16 protein-coding genes are annotated in these 15,940 nt (G+C 41.3%); 12 read left to right on the plus strand and 4 right to left on the minus strand.

The genetic code is table 11. The annotated features are described in order from the left end of the window. Positions 1-4: 4 nt before the first annotated feature. Both RMY31_RS09975 and RMY31_RS09980 read right to left on the minus strand, forming a co-directional pair. Positions 5-1,189 (minus strand): esterase-like activity of phytase family protein, encoded by a 1,185-nt coding sequence (locus RMY31_RS09975; protein ID WP_322658773.1) that lies wholly within the window; start codon positions 1,187-1,189, stop codon positions 5-7. Positions 1,190-1,244: 55 nt separating this feature from the next. Continuing rightward, a complete protein-coding gene (locus RMY31_RS09980; protein WP_322658774.1) occupies positions 1,245-2,750 on the minus strand; it encodes a TM0106 family RecB-like putative nuclease in 1,506 nt (501 codons plus the stop codon). Positions 2,751-2,849: 99 nt separating this feature from the next. Here RMY31_RS09980 and RMY31_RS09985 point away from each other — a divergent pair, with 99 nt between their 5' ends. The 4 genes from RMY31_RS09985 (at position 2,850) to RMY31_RS10000 (ending at position 7,034) form a co-directional block, all read left to right on the plus strand. Then, positions 2,850-4,040 (plus strand): aminotransferase class V-fold PLP-dependent enzyme, encoded by a 1,191-nt coding sequence (locus RMY31_RS09985; protein ID WP_322658775.1) that lies wholly within the window; start codon positions 2,850-2,852, stop codon positions 4,038-4,040. Positions 4,041-4,179: 139 nt separating this feature from the next. Next, the gene (locus tag RMY31_RS09990) at positions 4,180-5,460 is read left to right on the plus strand and encodes a hypothetical protein (RefSeq protein ID WP_322658776.1); all 1,281 of its coding nucleotides are present in this window, start codon (positions 4,180-4,182) and stop codon (positions 5,458-5,460) included. A gap of 9 nt (positions 5,461-5,469) precedes the next feature. Further along, positions 5,470-6,552, plus strand: a complete 1,083-nt coding sequence (locus tag RMY31_RS09995) for a glycosyl transferase (RefSeq protein ID WP_322658777.1) — start codon at positions 5,470-5,472, stop codon at positions 6,550-6,552. Between the two features lie 68 nt (positions 6,553-6,620). Beyond that, positions 6,621-7,034, plus strand: a complete 414-nt coding sequence (locus RMY31_RS10000; protein ID WP_322658778.1) for a secondary thiamine-phosphate synthase enzyme YjbQ — start codon at positions 6,621-6,623, stop codon at positions 7,032-7,034. Between the two features lie 9 nt (positions 7,035-7,043). On the opposite strand, the gene RMY31_RS10005 is transcribed toward RMY31_RS10000, so the two are convergent. Further along, positions 7,044-7,646 (minus strand): DUF411 domain-containing protein, encoded by a 603-nt coding sequence (locus RMY31_RS10005; RefSeq protein WP_322658779.1) that lies wholly within the window; start codon positions 7,644-7,646, stop codon positions 7,044-7,046. A 230-nt stretch (positions 7,647-7,876) separates the two neighbouring features. Between RMY31_RS10005 and RMY31_RS10010 the strand changes: the two genes are divergently transcribed. The 8 genes from RMY31_RS10010 to RMY31_RS10045 all read left to right on the plus strand — a co-directional run bounded on the left by RMY31_RS10010 (position 7,877) and on the right by RMY31_RS10045 (position 14,163). Next, on the plus strand, positions 7,877-8,602 hold the full coding sequence (locus tag RMY31_RS10010; RefSeq protein WP_409877819.1) for an MGMT family protein: 726 nt from the start codon (positions 7,877-7,879) through the stop codon (positions 8,600-8,602). A gap of 43 nt (positions 8,603-8,645) precedes the next feature. Then, entirely contained in the window at positions 8,646-9,398 is a 753-nt protein-coding gene (locus tag RMY31_RS10015; protein ID WP_322658781.1) for a hypothetical protein, read from the plus strand. 45 nt (positions 9,399-9,443) lie between these two features. After that, the gene (locus RMY31_RS10020; RefSeq protein WP_322658782.1) at positions 9,444-10,232 is read left to right on the plus strand and encodes a Nif3-like dinuclear metal center hexameric protein; all 789 of its coding nucleotides are present in this window, start codon (positions 9,444-9,446) and stop codon (positions 10,230-10,232) included. 194 nt (positions 10,233-10,426) lie between these two features. After that, a complete protein-coding gene (locus RMY31_RS10025; protein WP_322658783.1) occupies positions 10,427-10,984 on the plus strand; it encodes a PEP-CTERM sorting domain-containing protein in 558 nt (185 codons plus the stop codon). 40 nt (positions 10,985-11,024) lie between these two features. Next, positions 11,025-12,479 carry an amidohydrolase gene (locus tag RMY31_RS10030; protein ID WP_322658784.1) on the plus strand — a complete coding sequence of 485 codons (1,455 nt, stop codon included), beginning with the start codon at positions 11,025-11,027 and terminating at the stop codon, positions 12,477-12,479. A 255-nt stretch (positions 12,480-12,734) separates the two neighbouring features. Continuing rightward, positions 12,735-12,953 (plus strand): hypothetical protein, encoded by a 219-nt coding sequence (locus tag RMY31_RS10035; protein ID WP_322658785.1) that lies wholly within the window; start codon positions 12,735-12,737, stop codon positions 12,951-12,953. A 19-nt stretch (positions 12,954-12,972) separates the two neighbouring features. Beyond that, positions 12,973-13,476 carry a hypothetical protein gene (locus tag RMY31_RS10040; protein ID WP_322658786.1) on the plus strand — a complete coding sequence of 168 codons (504 nt, stop codon included), beginning with the start codon at positions 12,973-12,975 and terminating at the stop codon, positions 13,474-13,476. A 375-nt stretch (positions 13,477-13,851) separates the two neighbouring features. Continuing rightward, a complete protein-coding gene (locus tag RMY31_RS10045) occupies positions 13,852-14,163 on the plus strand; it encodes a DUF6679 family protein (RefSeq protein ID WP_214433176.1) in 312 nt (103 codons plus the stop codon). A gap of 33 nt (positions 14,164-14,196) precedes the next feature. Here the strand turns inward: RMY31_RS10045 and RMY31_RS10050 are convergent, their stop codons facing one another. Further along, positions 14,197-15,867 (minus strand): MBL fold metallo-hydrolase, encoded by a 1,671-nt coding sequence (locus RMY31_RS10050; RefSeq protein WP_322658787.1) that lies wholly within the window; start codon positions 15,865-15,867, stop codon positions 14,197-14,199. Between the last annotated feature and the right edge of the window lie 73 nt (positions 15,868-15,940).

Here is a 15,940-nt window from a genome sequence, read left to right on the forward strand (position 1 = left end):
AGAGTTAGAATTTAAAATTAGGTAATAGACGACGTAATAATCTGATAAACGGCGGTTCTATTTTCAGTTTAAAAGCTAGAAATTGAGTACGTTGTAGCCCATTAAAGTTATTGTCGCTCACTAGGATTAAGGAACGCTGTCCGTCAGGTAGCTTAGGGCCGATAGTCAAGCCTTCAATGTTGTCTAGTAGCACGTTTAAAGTTCTTAAATCTAATAGTAGTTTTTTCTTAACTAATTTGATTTTTGTGGAGTAAACTGCTGAAAGGCTGTCAATATTGTGAATATCATCAGTTCCTTCTAAAGAAACTTGAAACAAGAAAATCGCAAACCCCAAGCCAGTAAAAGAACGCTCTAAACTGAGGAAGTGTCCTTGATTGTCTAGAGCGACTAAATCAGGTAATCCGCTAGCAAACTTGCCAGTTAGATTTAGAAACGGTGCGATAGGTTCAGTTTGGTAGAGAAATTCTTTTTCTGGCTGATTAGTGAGTAGGTTGTATTGCAAAATCCGACAAGAAGTATTGATATTTGGTTTAGCTACTGAGCCATCTTGAATGAGAGCATTTTCGGTGGCTGTGAACAGATACTTGTTGTTGGGTGTGATAGTAAGGCTTTCAAACGCTAAATTATCGCGGATACCTTGCTTACCAGTTTTATCTGGCAAAAATTTGTTGGGTATGGGTAGTGTGGTAGTTGCTTTACCTGAAGATAGGAAAAACTCTTTAATAAAAGGTTTAATTAATTTGCCAACATCGCCTTCTGAAGAGACAAAAACAGTTTTTTTGTTGGTGAAAGCAATACCTTCTGTATCAGTCTCACCAACAGCAAAGGCTTTACTATTATCATTTAAAAGTGTAGTGACACCCACAGGAACAACACCACCATTTTTGAGAGAACCTTTGCTCAAGTCGATTTTGAAGGTGTAGAAACGGGCGGTAGCTCTTTGTCCACGGTCATCGGAGATGGCATGATAAAGATTGTTTTTGGCATCGTAGGTAATTCCAGATAATCCTCCAACTTCTGTTTTTTGGAAAGTTAATTTATTTGGTAAAGTGGCTTGTCCGATAAACTTTATCTCACTTATCTCAACACCACCTGTAGATAAATTAGTGAAGAAGATGCTGATAATGAGAATTGCTATACCAAAATAAAAAATTTTTGGAAGGGTCAAAAGTTTTCTAAGTAACTTCATGGATACTAGTTGCTTAAGCGTGAAAATCACCAACACGATATTTGATCCATTTGACTTAAGCAAGTCGCCAACCGTATTCATCTCGAACAAAGTTGACAAACCAGTCTTTCACTTGGCGGGTGGCACGGCAGTCGTCTTCGTTGTAACTTTGGATACTTTCTAGCAAGGTGCGATCGCCTGTTTCTAACCATTGGTCGTACCAGTAAATACACTTAGCTCCATTAACTTCTTTGTCACGCCACTCAAACCCCAGCCAACGAGCGATCGCTTTTAGGGCATAGCTTTCTATTGGTAATGCTACACTTTGGGTTAATTGTTCATAGACATCGACAAACCGATTCAGTACAGGCTGCACTGAGGAGTAGGGAGTGCGATAAAGTTTTGCCAGCCGTTTGACTGTATCAAATTCGTAGACACAAAAATGATAAATTGGTGCTTCGGGATATTGCCAAACCAAATCTAGAAATTGCTGCCAGATTAATTCTTCTTCTTCTGGTCTTTCTGCAAGAAAAGAATAAAACTGTTCGGTGTTGGCTTGCCTATCAACGACCAAAACCCCTAAAAGATAATTTAAATCCAAGTCTGGTTGAGCTTCAATATCAAAGTAAAGCTCCACAGGAGCCGTGATTGTAATATTCTCTATTGATGGCAAGTTCGGTAAGATAAACGGCCGTCTTTGCAGTGCAGATTGCGCTTGTACTATCAACTTGGGTGCGACTTCCCCATCGAAACCAACTAAGTTTTCTAAGGTGATGGGACTGGTATTGGCAAGAGATTCCAATGTAGTGATGGAGAGAGATTGCAGTTGATTGTAGCGAATGGGTGTGACTCCTGGTAACAGTGAGAGATGTTTTTGCGATTGCGCGATCGCATAACATTGACTGTACCAATGGCAAAGATTACACTTCTGGCGGGAGATAAATACTTCCGGCGCATCTGGTGACTCTAAAACTTGAATGAAGTCCTCCAGAACTTGTTGCGTCTGTGGTGCCCATTTAGCTAAATCCACTGGATGATCGATCTTTTTGGTACGCAATATCAACCAAGCTGTTGAGGGTGCAACTTTCTGTACCATTGCCAACACTAGGGCGTGAAAAGCGGCGACAACTTGATATTCCTGCTTAGGACGCTTACCTAGTTCAATGTTGGCTGGAACGTACATCCAATCTCCAAAACAAGACTGTCCCGGCTGTTTTACAAGTAAATCTGGACGACTGAGGAGAGTATATCTTTCATAGTGAGGGGATACAATATTCTCACTTGTCGCATTTGCTAATTCTTGGTAATTAATTAACAGCACTCCTTGATGGATGTACTCAACTCCACGCTGCATTAATTCTAAAGTGGCTGCATGACCCTTTTCCCAGTTACCCTGTGGATAATCTGGCTTATGACAGGTAAAATGCGCCAAAATACCCTGTCGATGAATAGTTTTATCTTGTTGCAGTTTAAGTAACAATTCATTAGGCACATCTCGCTGGCTTCGGTCAGCGTGAGTATCTAAAAAAGGTCGGCGCTGACAGCGTTGGTATTGCAGTAGGAGTTCAGCATTAATTAACATTCCTTTAAGCTAACAAGAATTAGCACTCTCTGTGATTAATTCGGACAAATTGGGGACTGGGATTGGGGACAACTGACAACTATCTACTGACAATTTACTATGACCAGTATTTCTGCCGTACAAACTAGATTGCATCAGCATCGCCAGCAATTTCCAGCTTTAGCGAATAAGACTTATTTTAACTACGGAGGGCAAGGGCCGATGCCTCAAGGGGCAATGAATGCCATGACTCAAGCCCAAGCACATATGCAGCATATCGGCCCCTTTGGTTATGACGCGTATATCTGGATTATCCAGGAAAAGCAAGCTATGAAAGAAGCGATCGCTTCTGAGTTGCACGTACCATTAGAAACTATTACCCTCACTGAAAATGTAACTGTTGGCTGCAATATTGCCATGTGGGGTATTGACTGGCATCCTGGCGACCATATGCTGCTTTCGGACTGCGAACACCCAGGTATTATTGCTACAGCACAAGAAATCGCTCGTAGATTCTCTGTGGAAGTTACCACTTGTCCCTTAATGGCAACTTTAAATGAAGGTGACTCGGTGACAGCGATCGCTCAACATTTGCGCCCCAATACCCGCTTAGTTATCCTAAGTCACGTCTTCTGGAATACGGGTCAAGTTTTACCTCTTGACAAGATTGTGGAAGTATGTAGAGATAAAAAATCCTTAGTTTTAGTAGATGCTGCCCAGTCTACTGGTTTATTGCCTTTAAACTTGAGTGAATTGGGGGCAGATTTTTATGCTTTTACTGGTCATAAATGGTTATGCGGTCCGGCAGGTTTGGGTGGTTTGTATATCCGACCAGGAGCGCGAGAAAGCTTGCAACCTACATTTATCGGTTTGCGTGGCGTTGTTGTAGATAGTCAAGGTCAACCTGTGACTTGGCAATCAGATGGGCGAAAATACGAAATATCGACATCAGCTTTTCCATTGTATGTTGGGTTAAAGGAGGCGATCGCCATCCATCAGCAATGGGGAACGCCAGAGGAACGTTACCAGCAAATTTGCCATAACAGTGAGTACCTTTGGCAAGGGTTGGCAGCCCTAAGCGATGTTAAATGTCTGCGAACTGCCCCACCCGAAAGTGGTATAGTCTCGTTTCAACTCATCCAGCAGGAACCCCAAGCTAGCCTTAGGTTAGTACAATTTTTGGAGTCACAAAGGATATTCACCCGGACAATTGCCGATCCTAACTGTATTCGCGCCACCGTTCATTACTTTACTTTGGAATCTGAAATCGATTTATTGGTTGAGCAGGTACAAAAATTTTGTCAAACCTAGGAAACAACTTTCGTGTATTGTTTGTGCTTACTTTGAATTTTTGTCCAAAGTCCTGAATATATAGCTTTTTTAAAAAGCCATATATTATTTTTGTTTCCAGCTTAGTTCGGGAATACTAAGCCAAACACGGAATGTATATATGGCATTTTTACACAAATTTACTAAAAAGCTTTTAGGCAATAACTCTCAAAATGTCTCTGGGATCAATCCATCTGTAATCAAACCACCAAAACCAAAAACTCTAACTGAATTAGAACAAGAAATAGTATCAATGCAGGTTAGCAATACATCCCATCAAAACAGACATAGCAAAGTCAAGGGAGGTATGGGCAGTAAGCTGATATGGATAGCAATACTTATTGGCATTCCTGCAAGTGTGGTTTGGCTGGCGAATCTGCCTTACCCAATGATTCGCCGTCCTGTGGTGCAAAATGCGCCTTTTTTGTTGCTACCTAGCTATATGAGCATGGAACAACACTATCGGCAGGCCTTAGCATCAATTGAGCAAGCTGAATACTTGATTGAAAAACCTACCAGTGCAGCAGATTTAGCGTTGGGCGAACAGCAACTGCAACAGACAAAAACCCATCTGGATAAATTGCCAATTGGATTGGTTAACGATTGGCCGGAATATAAATATTGGTGGTACGACTGGCGGTTCAGCGTTTACGGTCTAAATGCAGCGCGTCGTCAAGTAGGACAACTAGAAGCCAAGGTTTTTCAGGAAAAAAATGCTCAAACCTTACTCACTGATAATAGCCAAGCATTATTGAATGCAAAACAGCAGTATCAACAAGCTACAACAGTAACTGATAAAAAGTCTGCGATCGCAGCTTGGCGTTCAGCATTGGATAAGTTAGAAGAGATTCCCGGCCAAACCCTAGCCGGAAAAACAGCTCAAAATCAACTAGATGCCTACAAGCGTGATTTTAAGGAAGTTGTGGGATTAGCAGCTGGAAACGAACGCGTCAGCGCTTTAATTACCGCAGCGAAGCAATTTTCTTGGCAAGCTGCTAAAGCTGGACAAAATCCACCGCACACAGTCGCTGAATGGGAACAGATAGAAAATTTATGGTCAGAAGCCATTAATCGGTTAAAACAGATTTCTGCGGAAGATGTGGTAGGTTATGCCCAGGCACAAAAGTTATTAGCAATTTATGAGACTAATTTGGGTCAGGTCAAAGTAAGACGACAAGCTGAGGCATATTCTGTAAGGGCTTTAGCAACTGCACAACGAGAAATAGAAAGCTTAGTGGCTTCAATTCCCACTGACTCTCAAAATTTGAATCGCAATCGTGTAATCGGTCAATTACATAGCGTAATCAACCAACTAGAAAAGGTAGAGAAAGGTACAACTGTTTATTTAAAAGCTCAAGAGTTGTTACTATCAGCAAATAATAAATTCAAGCAACTCCAGTAATAACTTTAAATGGAACGCCCGATTTTATACGTAGCTATAACTAACCACGGCTTTGGCCATGCTACTCGCACGGCATCAGTAGCGGCGACAATTCAAAAGTTGTGTCCAGAAATATTGTTAATTATGGTGACGACTGCCCCACGGTGGCTACTAGAGTGCTACATAGAAAGCGATTTTATCCATCGTCCTCGTGCATTTGATTTGGGGGTAGTGCAGGCAGATAGTTTGAAAATGGATAAAGCAGCGACTTTGGAGAAGTTACTGAATATTCAGAAACGTCAGAATTCTCTAATTGCCTCGGAAGTCAATTTTATCCGGCAAAATCGTGTCAATCTCATCTTGGCAGATATTCCTTTTCTTACTCCTTTGTTTGCCAAAGCGGTAAATATCCCTTGCTGGATGATGAGTAATTTCGGCTGGGACTTTATTTACCGAGATTGGGGAGGTGAATTTATTGCGATCGCTGATTGGATTAGCGATTGTTACTCTAAGTGCGATCGCTTATTTCGTCTTCCCTTCCATGAATCAATGCAAGCTTTTAATAATATCACAGATGTCGGCTTAACAGGTGGTTCTCCTCGTTATTCTGTTGATGATTTACGCTCGATTTGGGGTATAACTGCACCAATAGAAAAAACCATTTTGCTGACTTTTGGTGGTTTGGGTTTACAGCAAATTCCCTACGACAATCTGCGACATTTTCCAGATTGGCAGTTTATTACCTTTGATAAATCTGTCCCCGATTTACCTAATTTGATAAAAATTAACGATCCCAAATACCGCCCTGTAGATTTTATGTCTGTCTGCGGGCGTGTGATTTCTAAACCCGGTTACGGCACTTTTGCAGAAGCCACACGCTTAGGAGTACCTATTGTCACGATTCCACGCGATGACTTTGCCGAAGCAGCTTTTCTCTTAGAAGGTATTGTGAATTATAATTCGCATCAAATCCTCACACCAACGGAGTTTTTTCAAGGAAGTTGGGATTTTCTTCATCAACTACCCCAACAACCAATACAATCCCAACCAATTGCTAAGGACGGTAATGAAGCGATCGCTCATGCTATTATCGACTATTTCCAGGCTAAATGAAGTTATTCAAAAATAGATAAAATTGAACTGCTAATTAGCTTTTATCTAGATAAATCTCAGTATTCCAGATGACTCACTACCAAAAGTTACTCAGAATTTCTACCACTGGCAAATCTTTTCACAACATCACTGCAAAAGTTGAAGCCATAGTTGCAGAATCGGGTGTGGAAACTGGCCTTTGTACGTTATTTTTGCGTCACACTTCAGCTAGTTTAGTAATTCAAGAAAATGCAGACCCTGATGTACTTGTGGATCTAGCTAACTTTATGGCAAAACTTGTACCAGAATCTGGTAAATACATCCATGATGCTGAAGGGCCGGATGATATGCCTGCACATATCCGCACAGCCCTCACCCACACTTCGGAACATATTCCTATTAATCGCGGTTATCTAGTATTAGGAACTTGGCAGGGAATTTATGTTTGGGAACACCGTCAGCGCAGTCATGCAAGAGAGTTAGTCGTTCACATTTCTGGGTAATTAAGTTTACTAACCCATACCAGTTGTTGATAGTTTAGATTGAGAAGACGGATACTTGTTAAATACTTCAACTTTGCTTTTGTTATCAAAAGAAAAAACAGTATAGGGGTCTTTTTGATTCCCGATTTCCATTCCAGGAGTTCCTACAGGCATGTGGGGAACAGATAAGCCGGCAATCTTTGGCTTTTCTTGAAGCAGACGTTTAATGTCTTCTGCTGGTACGTGTCCTTCTACAACATATCCATTAACAATTGCTGTATGGCAAGATGTCAAGTTATCTGGCACCTTGTACTTTTGTTTGACTGCCTCGATATCAGATGTAAGAAAGTCTTCAATTTCAAAACCCTGTGTTTTTAAGTGGTCAATCCACTTACCACAACAGTTACACTCAGGACTACGATACACAGTAGCAGATGCTACTGTTCCTTGTTGGGTATTAGCTGTAACATAAGTTGCCAAAACAGCTTGAGCATTACTTATAGGAGCATTGCTTACCAAGATACCTAACATAACTACCGTTAAACAAATTGTAACTACTGCTTTAACAGCAATACCTACCATAATGGAAAGTAACCATTTTTGCCACGAATATATAAATTTTTTATGCGACATCTGAATTTTCCTAATTTCTGTAAAGCCAATTAAAAGTTACTCCTTGCTAGTTGAAATAACGATTAAATTTTAAGAATCTAAACATTTTTATGCCTGCGATCGCTCTGGAAAAGTTTTAGTATAAAAACAGTTTAGGATTTATTATTTTGGGGGTGAACTTAAAAATAATTATGTTTAGTACGTATGGTTCTATACTACATCTTTTTACAAAACAAAAACATAGTTCTCCAATGAGGGAAGTTCAAACATTAAACTTAAAATTAGTTCATGGCATCAAAGGAGATATTAATGCTAACCCTATCAGTCCCAGACAAGTGCTAGTAGTCAGACATGAAGATATTGTAGAACTCGCAATTCAACCAGGAGAGTTACGAGAAAATGTTGTGATTACAGGTATAGAATCAAAAAATTTTGTACCTGGAGCTTTGATAAATTTTGATAGCGGTGCTGCCATTCGTCTAACTTTTCACTGCGAACCGTGTAAGCGAATAGCTCACTTAGTAAAATCTTTGAAAGTTATTCAAGGTAGAAGAGGAATTTTAGGTGTAGTTATTAAATCAGGGGCAATACAAGTTGGTAGCAATTGTCAAATAGAGCCTAACAGATTTCCAGCATTATCGGAAAATGTATACGAACGTTTTTTAAGTTTTATAAAAAAAGTTCCTAGTGGAAAAGTAGTAACATACAAACAAATCATTCAAGCTATAGGAGTAGACAATAGCTACATGCGAGTTATTCCTATCTACATTAAAAAAACTTCTCTTATTAATTATCCAATTCATAGAATATTAGATTCTAAAGGTAATCTTATAACATATATTCCCAATCAAAAAGACAAGTTAGAATCAGAAGGCATTAAATTTTTATGTGCAGTAAACTCAGCTAGTAAAAAAAATGAATATTTTGGAGTATTTCCAGAATATTTATATGAAGATGAAACAATATATCTAAATTAAGTCTCTAATGTCTTTGTAATCAGTGTATGCTATTGAAATTCCTATGAAGCATAACCTCACACCATCTCATTCTTTCCAATTTCTTGATGAAATTATTGCCCAGCAGTCTGTTAATGTGTTATCACTCAATCCTCAAAAAACTTTTACTACCAGCTTTGCAGAACTGGGCAATTTAATTGTGGAAACAACCACAGACTTGCGATTGATTTCGTCCTTGCGGGATACCTTAGAACAAATTCTCCATTCTCAGTTGCAAAACTTTCCGCAAAATATTTTCTGGGATTTTGATTTTATAGTAAGTAGTATGCTAAGGCAGGCGTTAGTTGCAGGCGATCGCGCTATTGATTTTTTACAATCCTTTGGTAATAAAATGGTGTCTCTAACCGAGTTATTCGGAATTAAAACAGAAATCCGTTTTCGCTATGTCCACGATTTTATCTATGGGTTTGAGTGGGCGAGATGGGTACAAAAACAACCAGAGACTCGCGCCCATTTAGATCCTTTCAGCTTAGTTTTTTTAGATTATTTATTAATTAAAGGTAAGGACATTTTACAACGTATCAGCCACGGTCAGAATATAACTTATAAACTATGCGATACAGGTTTTCGTAATCCTTTTACTTTCTCCCGCGAACCAGAAGATGAACGCCGTTTGCTAAGTTGTCTTGCTGGGGAAGAACTTATCCCCGTGGCGGCATGGAACTGGAATGCTCAACCTGTCTGGAACAAACCCTATCAGGACATACGCCAGCAGTTAGCATTACAATTGAATATTCAGCCACAGAGTAGAAATTAAATAAGAATTCAGAATCAATATAGTGGCGAGTTTGAATTTCATAAGATGAAAATTGCTGATTTAATAACTTGGTTTGAAGAATGGGCAAATCCTGCTTGGTGTGAAAGCTGGGATAATTGTGGCTGGCAGATTGAGCCGGGAGTATTACAAGAAAAGGCACGGGTGTTAACGTGTTTGACACCAACTTTGGCGGTAATGGAAGAAGCGATCGCTTTCAAGGCTAACTTAATTTTTGCTCACCATCCTTTGATTTTTAGCCCTCCCAAGTCGCTACGTAGTGGTGAGGCGATCGCCGAAATGGCACGGTTAGCTTTTACCCACAATATTGGTATTTATACCGCCCACACAAATTTTGACCAAGTACAGGATGGCACGGCTGACGTTTTAGCTCAGATTTTAGAACTCCAGGAAGTCACTCCCATAGTACCCACTCACTCAGGATTGGGATACGGACGTGTGGGGGTACTCAAGCCATCTCTGAAATTACAAGAATTACTTGCCACTATTCAAACTCGACTTGCTCCCCCTAATCTGATTTTTTCACCAACTGCTGATTTACACCAGACGATTTCACGAGTTGCTGTTTTGGGTGGTTCGGGGGCTAGTTTTATCTCAGCAGTAGTAAAAACTGATGCCCAAGCTTATCTGACTTCTGATTGTAAGTTTCATCAATTCCAAGAAAGCCGCGATCGCGGTTTGATCTTAATTGATGCTGGACATTATGCAACCGAACGCCCTGCTTGCGATCGCTTGGTGCAAAAATTTAAGTCTTTAAATTTAGACTGGGTGCAATTAAGCCACAATGATGAAGATTTTCGTCAGTTTTTAATTTGATTTTATGTATATTAAATTAAACATTTTTGGTTAAGAGTAAATTAATTATATAGTTACGTATTTTGTATAACGGTAAAGAATTAGTACATAATAATTTTCCTTTAACTACACAAAAACATTGGTGGTAATCTGTGAAGCGTTAACACATCTGTTAACACTGCAATTACCCTATTTAAATTGTAGAAAATTTTCTGATGAGATTAAATCAAAAGCTGGGTATCGCTACTACTGTGGCGATTAGCTTATATGTACTGGAGGCTTCTCCAGCCCAAGCTGTTACACTCAACTTTGATTGGACTGGCAACGCTGGGTATTCAGCTAAAGGCTCGTTCACCTATGATGAAACTCAAGGTTACTCAACCATTGATATATCAAAACTTCAGTCGCTCACAGTTTCTTTTTTTGACCCAAGTAAAAAATTGTTAAATACTTTCGTTCCGATTAGTACCGAGAGTATTTTTTATGATTTTTTAGACTTTAATTACAATCCAGCAACGAAATCTTTATTTGGGTTCTTTGATGTCGGTCAAGATAACAACCAAACTACAGATTATTATCTGTTCGGAACTATTGGTTTAAATCTTAGCCTGAGAAATCCTACTGAGGGAACCATAGATAGCAACAACAGCGCGATTAATGTTACGGGTACGACCCCAGTCCCTGAACCATTAACAATGGGTGGCACAGTTATTGCTGGCGGCATTGGCTGGCTAATGAAGCGTAACCAAGCTGCTCAAAAAGCCAAAGCTTAATTTGACAAAAATAAAGCCACAAAAAAACAAGGATAATACTGTGAAACGCCAGCTTCTGAAATACTATAAGCTATTAATTTTTTTCATCTGTACAACCCTTTTTGTCTGTTTCGGTCAAGTAGTCATCGCTCAGAGCAATTATCAATTAGGCACTCAAGGAAAGCAGAGAGTAGAACTAATTGTGGGCGGTGATTTCGTCGTGACTATGAACAATGCCCAACCTGTCATCGAAAATGGTGCGATCGCCATCAAAAACGGCAAAATTGTTGCTGTAGATACGAGAGATAAGATCGTAGCAGCTTACAGAGCTGATAGAACGCTGCCAGGCGAGGGTATGGTGTTGATGCCGGGTCTTATCAACGGACATTCTCACTCGGCAATGGTAATGTTTCGCGGTCTTGCAGACGACTTAGCATTGCAAGATTGGCTTCAGAATTATATATTTCCGGCGGAAGGGAAGTTTGTTGATGAAAATTTCGTCCGTATTGGCGAACAGCTTGCCTGTTGGGAGATGATACGCGGTGGAACAACAACATTTGTTGATATGTATTTCGAGCCAGATGTTGCCGCCGAAGTGGTTGATGAATGTGGCTTGCGCGCCATTATTGCACCCTCGTCAATAGATTTCCCTAGCCCTGGTTTCCAAGGGTGGGATGATGCGTTTGCCGCGTCTGTGAATTTCCTGAAACGTTGGAAGGGCAAGAATGAACGGATCGTTCCAGCCATTGCTCCACATGCTCCTTACACTGTCTCGCCAGAGCATCTAACACAAGCGATTCGGGCTGCACGTCATTACGATGTCCCCCTAACAATTCACTTAGCGGAGACACAAACTGAAGTGCAAGATGTTCAGCAGCGCTATAACGCCACCCCAGTACAACACCTAGAAAATCTCGGCTTTCTAGATCCACGGGTATTTGCCGCCCACGTTGTATGGCCCAACGAAAGCGAAATTGCCCTGATGGCGAAACGCGGTGTTGGTGTCATCCACAATCCTGACTCGAATTTGAAGCTGGCTTCTGGCTTTGCACCAATTCCGGCGATGCTGAAAGCAGGAGTTAAGGTTGGTTTGGGTACAGATGGAGCCGCATCAAACAACGATCTAGATATGTGGGAGGCAATCCGCCTCACAGCTCTCATCCATAAAGGAACTACACTCGACCCCACTGCTGTACCTGCCAAGACAGTTTTGCGTATGGCAACACTTGGCGGTGCAGAAGCGCTTGGCTTAGCAGATAAAATTGGTGCAATTAAGGTGGGACTCCAAGCAGACTTAATTCAAGTCCAACTCCAAGAACCGCACCTGAATCCACTTTATAATGTCATCTCGCATCTCGTTTACGCAGCGGATGCCCAAGATGTTGATACCGTTATTGTGAATGGGCAAATTCTTATGCACAAACGTGAGATGCTTACGGTTGACTCCAATAAAATTCGCCGTGAAGTTACCTACCTTGCCGAGAAGATTAAAGCTGAGTTTCGCCCCTCTAATTAATAAATCGAGGCTGCTTTGGGTCTAACTCAGAGCAGTCTTGCATTGCTATCTTTAGATATAAAAGGTTGTATATTTTATCTTTAAGTATATAAATATATAATTTTTTGAAGAATTCATATAATCTTCTATTACTGTGATAAAGATCACAGAAACATGTAACTATAATCACTAACCATTACTGTTTTATATCAACCAGTAGAGAACAAAAATGTTCCACACTGGAGGTAACAAATTCCTCTCTACACCCTAATCAACATGATTCGCTCACTCGTTGAATCTGCTTTCCAAACTGGGTATCTTAGTGTTGAATCTGAGGGTCTACTCTATCAAGTGCTAGCTACTAAGTGCTATCAGTTAGAGGATTTGACAGAACTTGCCGCTCTTTATGATGCAGTTAGTGCAGGTCAAATTAAACGAGAAGCATCCTCACAATTACCAATAGAATTTCTTGCACAGTACAAATCTTCTAAATAATGCTGCGATACGTGGTTTTGTGGCTGCATTAGACAACTTGAAGAAATACAGTAGTATTCAGAATTCAGGAGTCACAAGACAGGAAACAGAAGGTAGAAGGCAGAAGGACGACAGTTGCTCCACTTGGGGAGACCCCAAGACCCTTACGGGTGATGCTCGGTCGCTCTTAGCTTCTCCCCTTGGGAGAGGACTCGCGCTTCGCTGCGCTAACAGCACTTTGCTATCGACGGAAACCGCCTTCGCGCCAGCGTCTCCCCTTTGGGAGAAGACAGCAAGTGCTTCACCGCACTGTCTCCAGAAGGTAGAAGTTGTTATTCTTCGCCTTGTCCCCCTCATCTCTTCCATCTCCCTCATTCTCCTCAACTCTATTGAGCGCAGGCGATCGCCTAACATCAAGCAAAAAACCTCAAATCAAAACTCTTGTGGTGTTGTTGTTGAAAACCATGAAGCTCGGCAAGAGAATGAGTTAAGATCAAGTACATACGAGGTAAAAGTAAAGCCGAGTCCCCAGACTTCCCAGTAATGCCAATGATTACAAGTAGGCAATTTACACAACCGCAATCACCTCTTGTTTTGGAGTATTTTTTATTACATAATGGTAGGAAAGACTCACCAGCACCTATTAACCTGTTAGAAGAACTCCCGAATTGTGTGACTTCTATGAGGTAGATATTTGCTGAATCACCCTGAAAGAGATAGAGTTCAACTGGTGCAGTAACTACTGGTTTATGACCAAAATTTTCCTAGAACTTACAATTATAAGCAGGTCTTTGGGTGAGGTCAATAGACGCACTAATTCTGAACCAGGAAACAGACATCTTAAAAGGTGTTATCTTATGGGGTAAAACCCAGATTTCGACAGGTTTAACTACGTTGTTTAAAAAGGCAGAAGCAGTACATGCTACACCGCAAGATTTATCAACTGTGTTGCGATGGGCGGGAGGTATGTGTATTCTTGCGGGACCAGCAACGCTGGATAGAACGCGCCCGCATCCTCGATATAGAGGGAGATTTAGTGACTCTACGCTATGAAACAGAAGAGGAAGACGAAATTTGTTCTTGGGAGGAGATGGTTCGCCTCGAAAGCATCGGCGCTGTAACCCAAAAATTAGCCTCAGTGCCACGCGGCAATGTAGAACCTCTCCTGACTGAAGATTGTCCGGAAGCTGAGCGCATCCGCAACCATTATCCAGACTCAAATCCTGAATAATTAAATGTTTAGTCCTGAGTAATACATTTTTACTCAGGACTCATTATTTAATAAGCGTTCAAAAGCAGGACAGTAACCCTCAAGAGTCACTTTGAAGTTATACAACGGTGAAGCGGGATTCCAACATCTTTGCCCCCTTTGGTGTCGGCAGTTACCGCAGCAGTCTATATCAGATAAGGTATAGCGATCGCTGCTTTGATTAAGCAGTTCTCGTTGAGACAACCCCCGCAATACTAGTTCTTCACCCTGCCAACGGGCTTCTATTAAGCCTGTATCGGCAAATTGCCGCCAGCGGTTATCAGCAGTAATCGCATCGGGGAGGGTAATTGTGATTACCGTTCCCAGCTCTGTTAATTCGCCTTCGTAATTCGTCTCTGGTGCTGCTGGTTGCAAAAATGTATCGCCAATGGGCAATTCTACTAAGATGCCAGCAGATGGAGAATGGACGTGGTAGCGGTTTTGTAACTCTTCTAAGCTAGTTAGGTCTGCTAAATAAGTGGGGGAACCGTGAACAAAAACGACGTGCTGGGGTCGCAAATTATGAATTAACTGGGTAGTACCAGGCCCATCACTATGTTGAGCGAGAAGATAGCTTTCGATAGTTGTGGGTGTGAAATATTTTTTGTTAACTTTTATATCAATTTTTTCTGGTAGAAGAATTAGCCAAGGACCTGTGTTGGGTTGGCAGTATTTTGCCAAATCTGATGTTGAGTCGGTGAGAACAATACAAGGAGAATTGCCGACGGTAGCGCGATGTTCTGGCTGCAAACGACGTACTCGCGGACGCACTCGTTCATCCCAAAATAAGGGTTGATGGCGGGCGAAGTTCTGTACTGATGGAGGTAGGTGGGGTAGTAATTCCAAGTAAGCATCGCAGCCAGTGGCAACTGCACCATCAACCCAAATATCTAAATCCCTACCAGTGAAATGGTGATGACTGCGTAAAAGCATCAGTAGTTCTTGTCCCAGACCTAAAGCGGGTGTGGGGAGTAGTACAGAACAATTGTCCGCGATCGCTCGATTAATACGCTCGGCTAGTTGATTTTCTTGGTTACGGCGGTGGGGATGGCGAGATGTGCCATAAGTGCCTTCGATAATCAGCACGTTTAAATTCAGTCCCCGCAATTCTTCTAAGCGTAGACCTTCTACCAGCCGCGAGTTCGACAAGAAAAAGTCTCCTGTATACAGTAGCTTGTAAGAGCGCTGCTCGGTAGTATACGTAAGTAAAATCGCTACTGCTCCTGGTAAGTGTCCTGCGGGAAATAACTCTACGACTAAACCCTCTTGCAGCTCAACAGGCGATCGCAGCGGCAAGGCATGACAAAATTGCGGAATTTCTTTAGTATCTTGGCCTAGCCAATTCAACGGTAGTAACTTACTAGTTACCTCACTAGCATAAATAGGTAAAAGAGGAAAAGCTTCATGTAGTGATAGCAAACCTCTCGCATGATCTGGGTGGGCGTGACTGATTAAAACAAAATCTGCTGGTAAGGGTGAATTACCTCGGCTTGCCGATTTAGCCAGCGTGTTTAGCAATAATGAACTATCTCCCAAACCACAGTCTAATAAAATGCGGTTTGGCCCCATCCGCACCAACAAACACACGCCTTCATCGTTATGCTGAACACTATAGGGTAAACATTCTAATTCGCTAGAGGCTTCCCCAGCATCAATACGAGAGGATGACGACAGATTATCCCTCATGCTCTCCTCCCCTCCAACCTCATCGACATTGACATATCCCAAAAGCCAACAATTACGTGGATTTTGCTTTTGT

The organism is Dendronalium sp. ChiSLP03b (genome assembly GCF_034531165.2).
In the GTDB taxonomy this organism is placed as follows: Bacteria; Cyanobacteriota; Cyanobacteriia; order Cyanobacteriales; family Nostocaceae; genus Dendronalium; species Dendronalium minutum.

Coding starts and splice junctions, on each gene's coding strand:
- RMY31_RS10045 (WP_214433176.1), top strand. CDS start 13,852: ATGCTACACCGCAAGATTTATCAACTGTGTTGCGATGGGCGGGAGGTA.
- RMY31_RS09980 (WP_322658774.1), bottom strand. CDS start 2,750: ATGTTAATTAATGCTGAACTCCTACTGCAATACCAACGCTGTCAGCGC.
- RMY31_RS10010 (WP_409877819.1), top strand. CDS start 7,877: ATGAGGGAAGTTCAAACATTAAACTTAAAATTAGTTCATGGCATCAAA.
- RMY31_RS10000 (WP_322658778.1), top strand. CDS start 6,621: ATGACTCACTACCAAAAGTTACTCAGAATTTCTACCACTGGCAAATCT.
- RMY31_RS09995 (WP_322658777.1), top strand. CDS start 5,470: ATGGAACGCCCGATTTTATACGTAGCTATAACTAACCACGGCTTTGGC.
- RMY31_RS09990 (WP_322658776.1), top strand. CDS start 4,180: ATGGCATTTTTACACAAATTTACTAAAAAGCTTTTAGGCAATAACTCT.
- RMY31_RS10050 (WP_322658787.1), bottom strand. CDS start 15,867: ATGAGGGATAATCTGTCGTCATCCTCTCGTATTGATGCTGGGGAAGCC.
- RMY31_RS10020 (WP_322658782.1), top strand. CDS start 9,444: ATGAAAATTGCTGATTTAATAACTTGGTTTGAAGAATGGGCAAATCCT.
- RMY31_RS10005 (WP_322658779.1), bottom strand. CDS start 7,646: ATGTCGCATAAAAAATTTATATATTCGTGGCAAAAATGGTTACTTTCC.
- RMY31_RS10025 (WP_322658783.1), top strand. CDS start 10,427: ATGAGATTAAATCAAAAGCTGGGTATCGCTACTACTGTGGCGATTAGC.
- RMY31_RS10035 (WP_322658785.1), top strand. CDS start 12,735: ATGATTCGCTCACTCGTTGAATCTGCTTTCCAAACTGGGTATCTTAGT.
- RMY31_RS10015 (WP_322658781.1), top strand. CDS start 8,646: ATGAAGCATAACCTCACACCATCTCATTCTTTCCAATTTCTTGATGAA.
- RMY31_RS09975 (WP_322658773.1), bottom strand. CDS start 1,189: ATGAAGTTACTTAGAAAACTTTTGACCCTTCCAAAAATTTTTTATTTT.
- RMY31_RS09985 (WP_322658775.1), top strand. CDS start 2,850: ATGACCAGTATTTCTGCCGTACAAACTAGATTGCATCAGCATCGCCAG.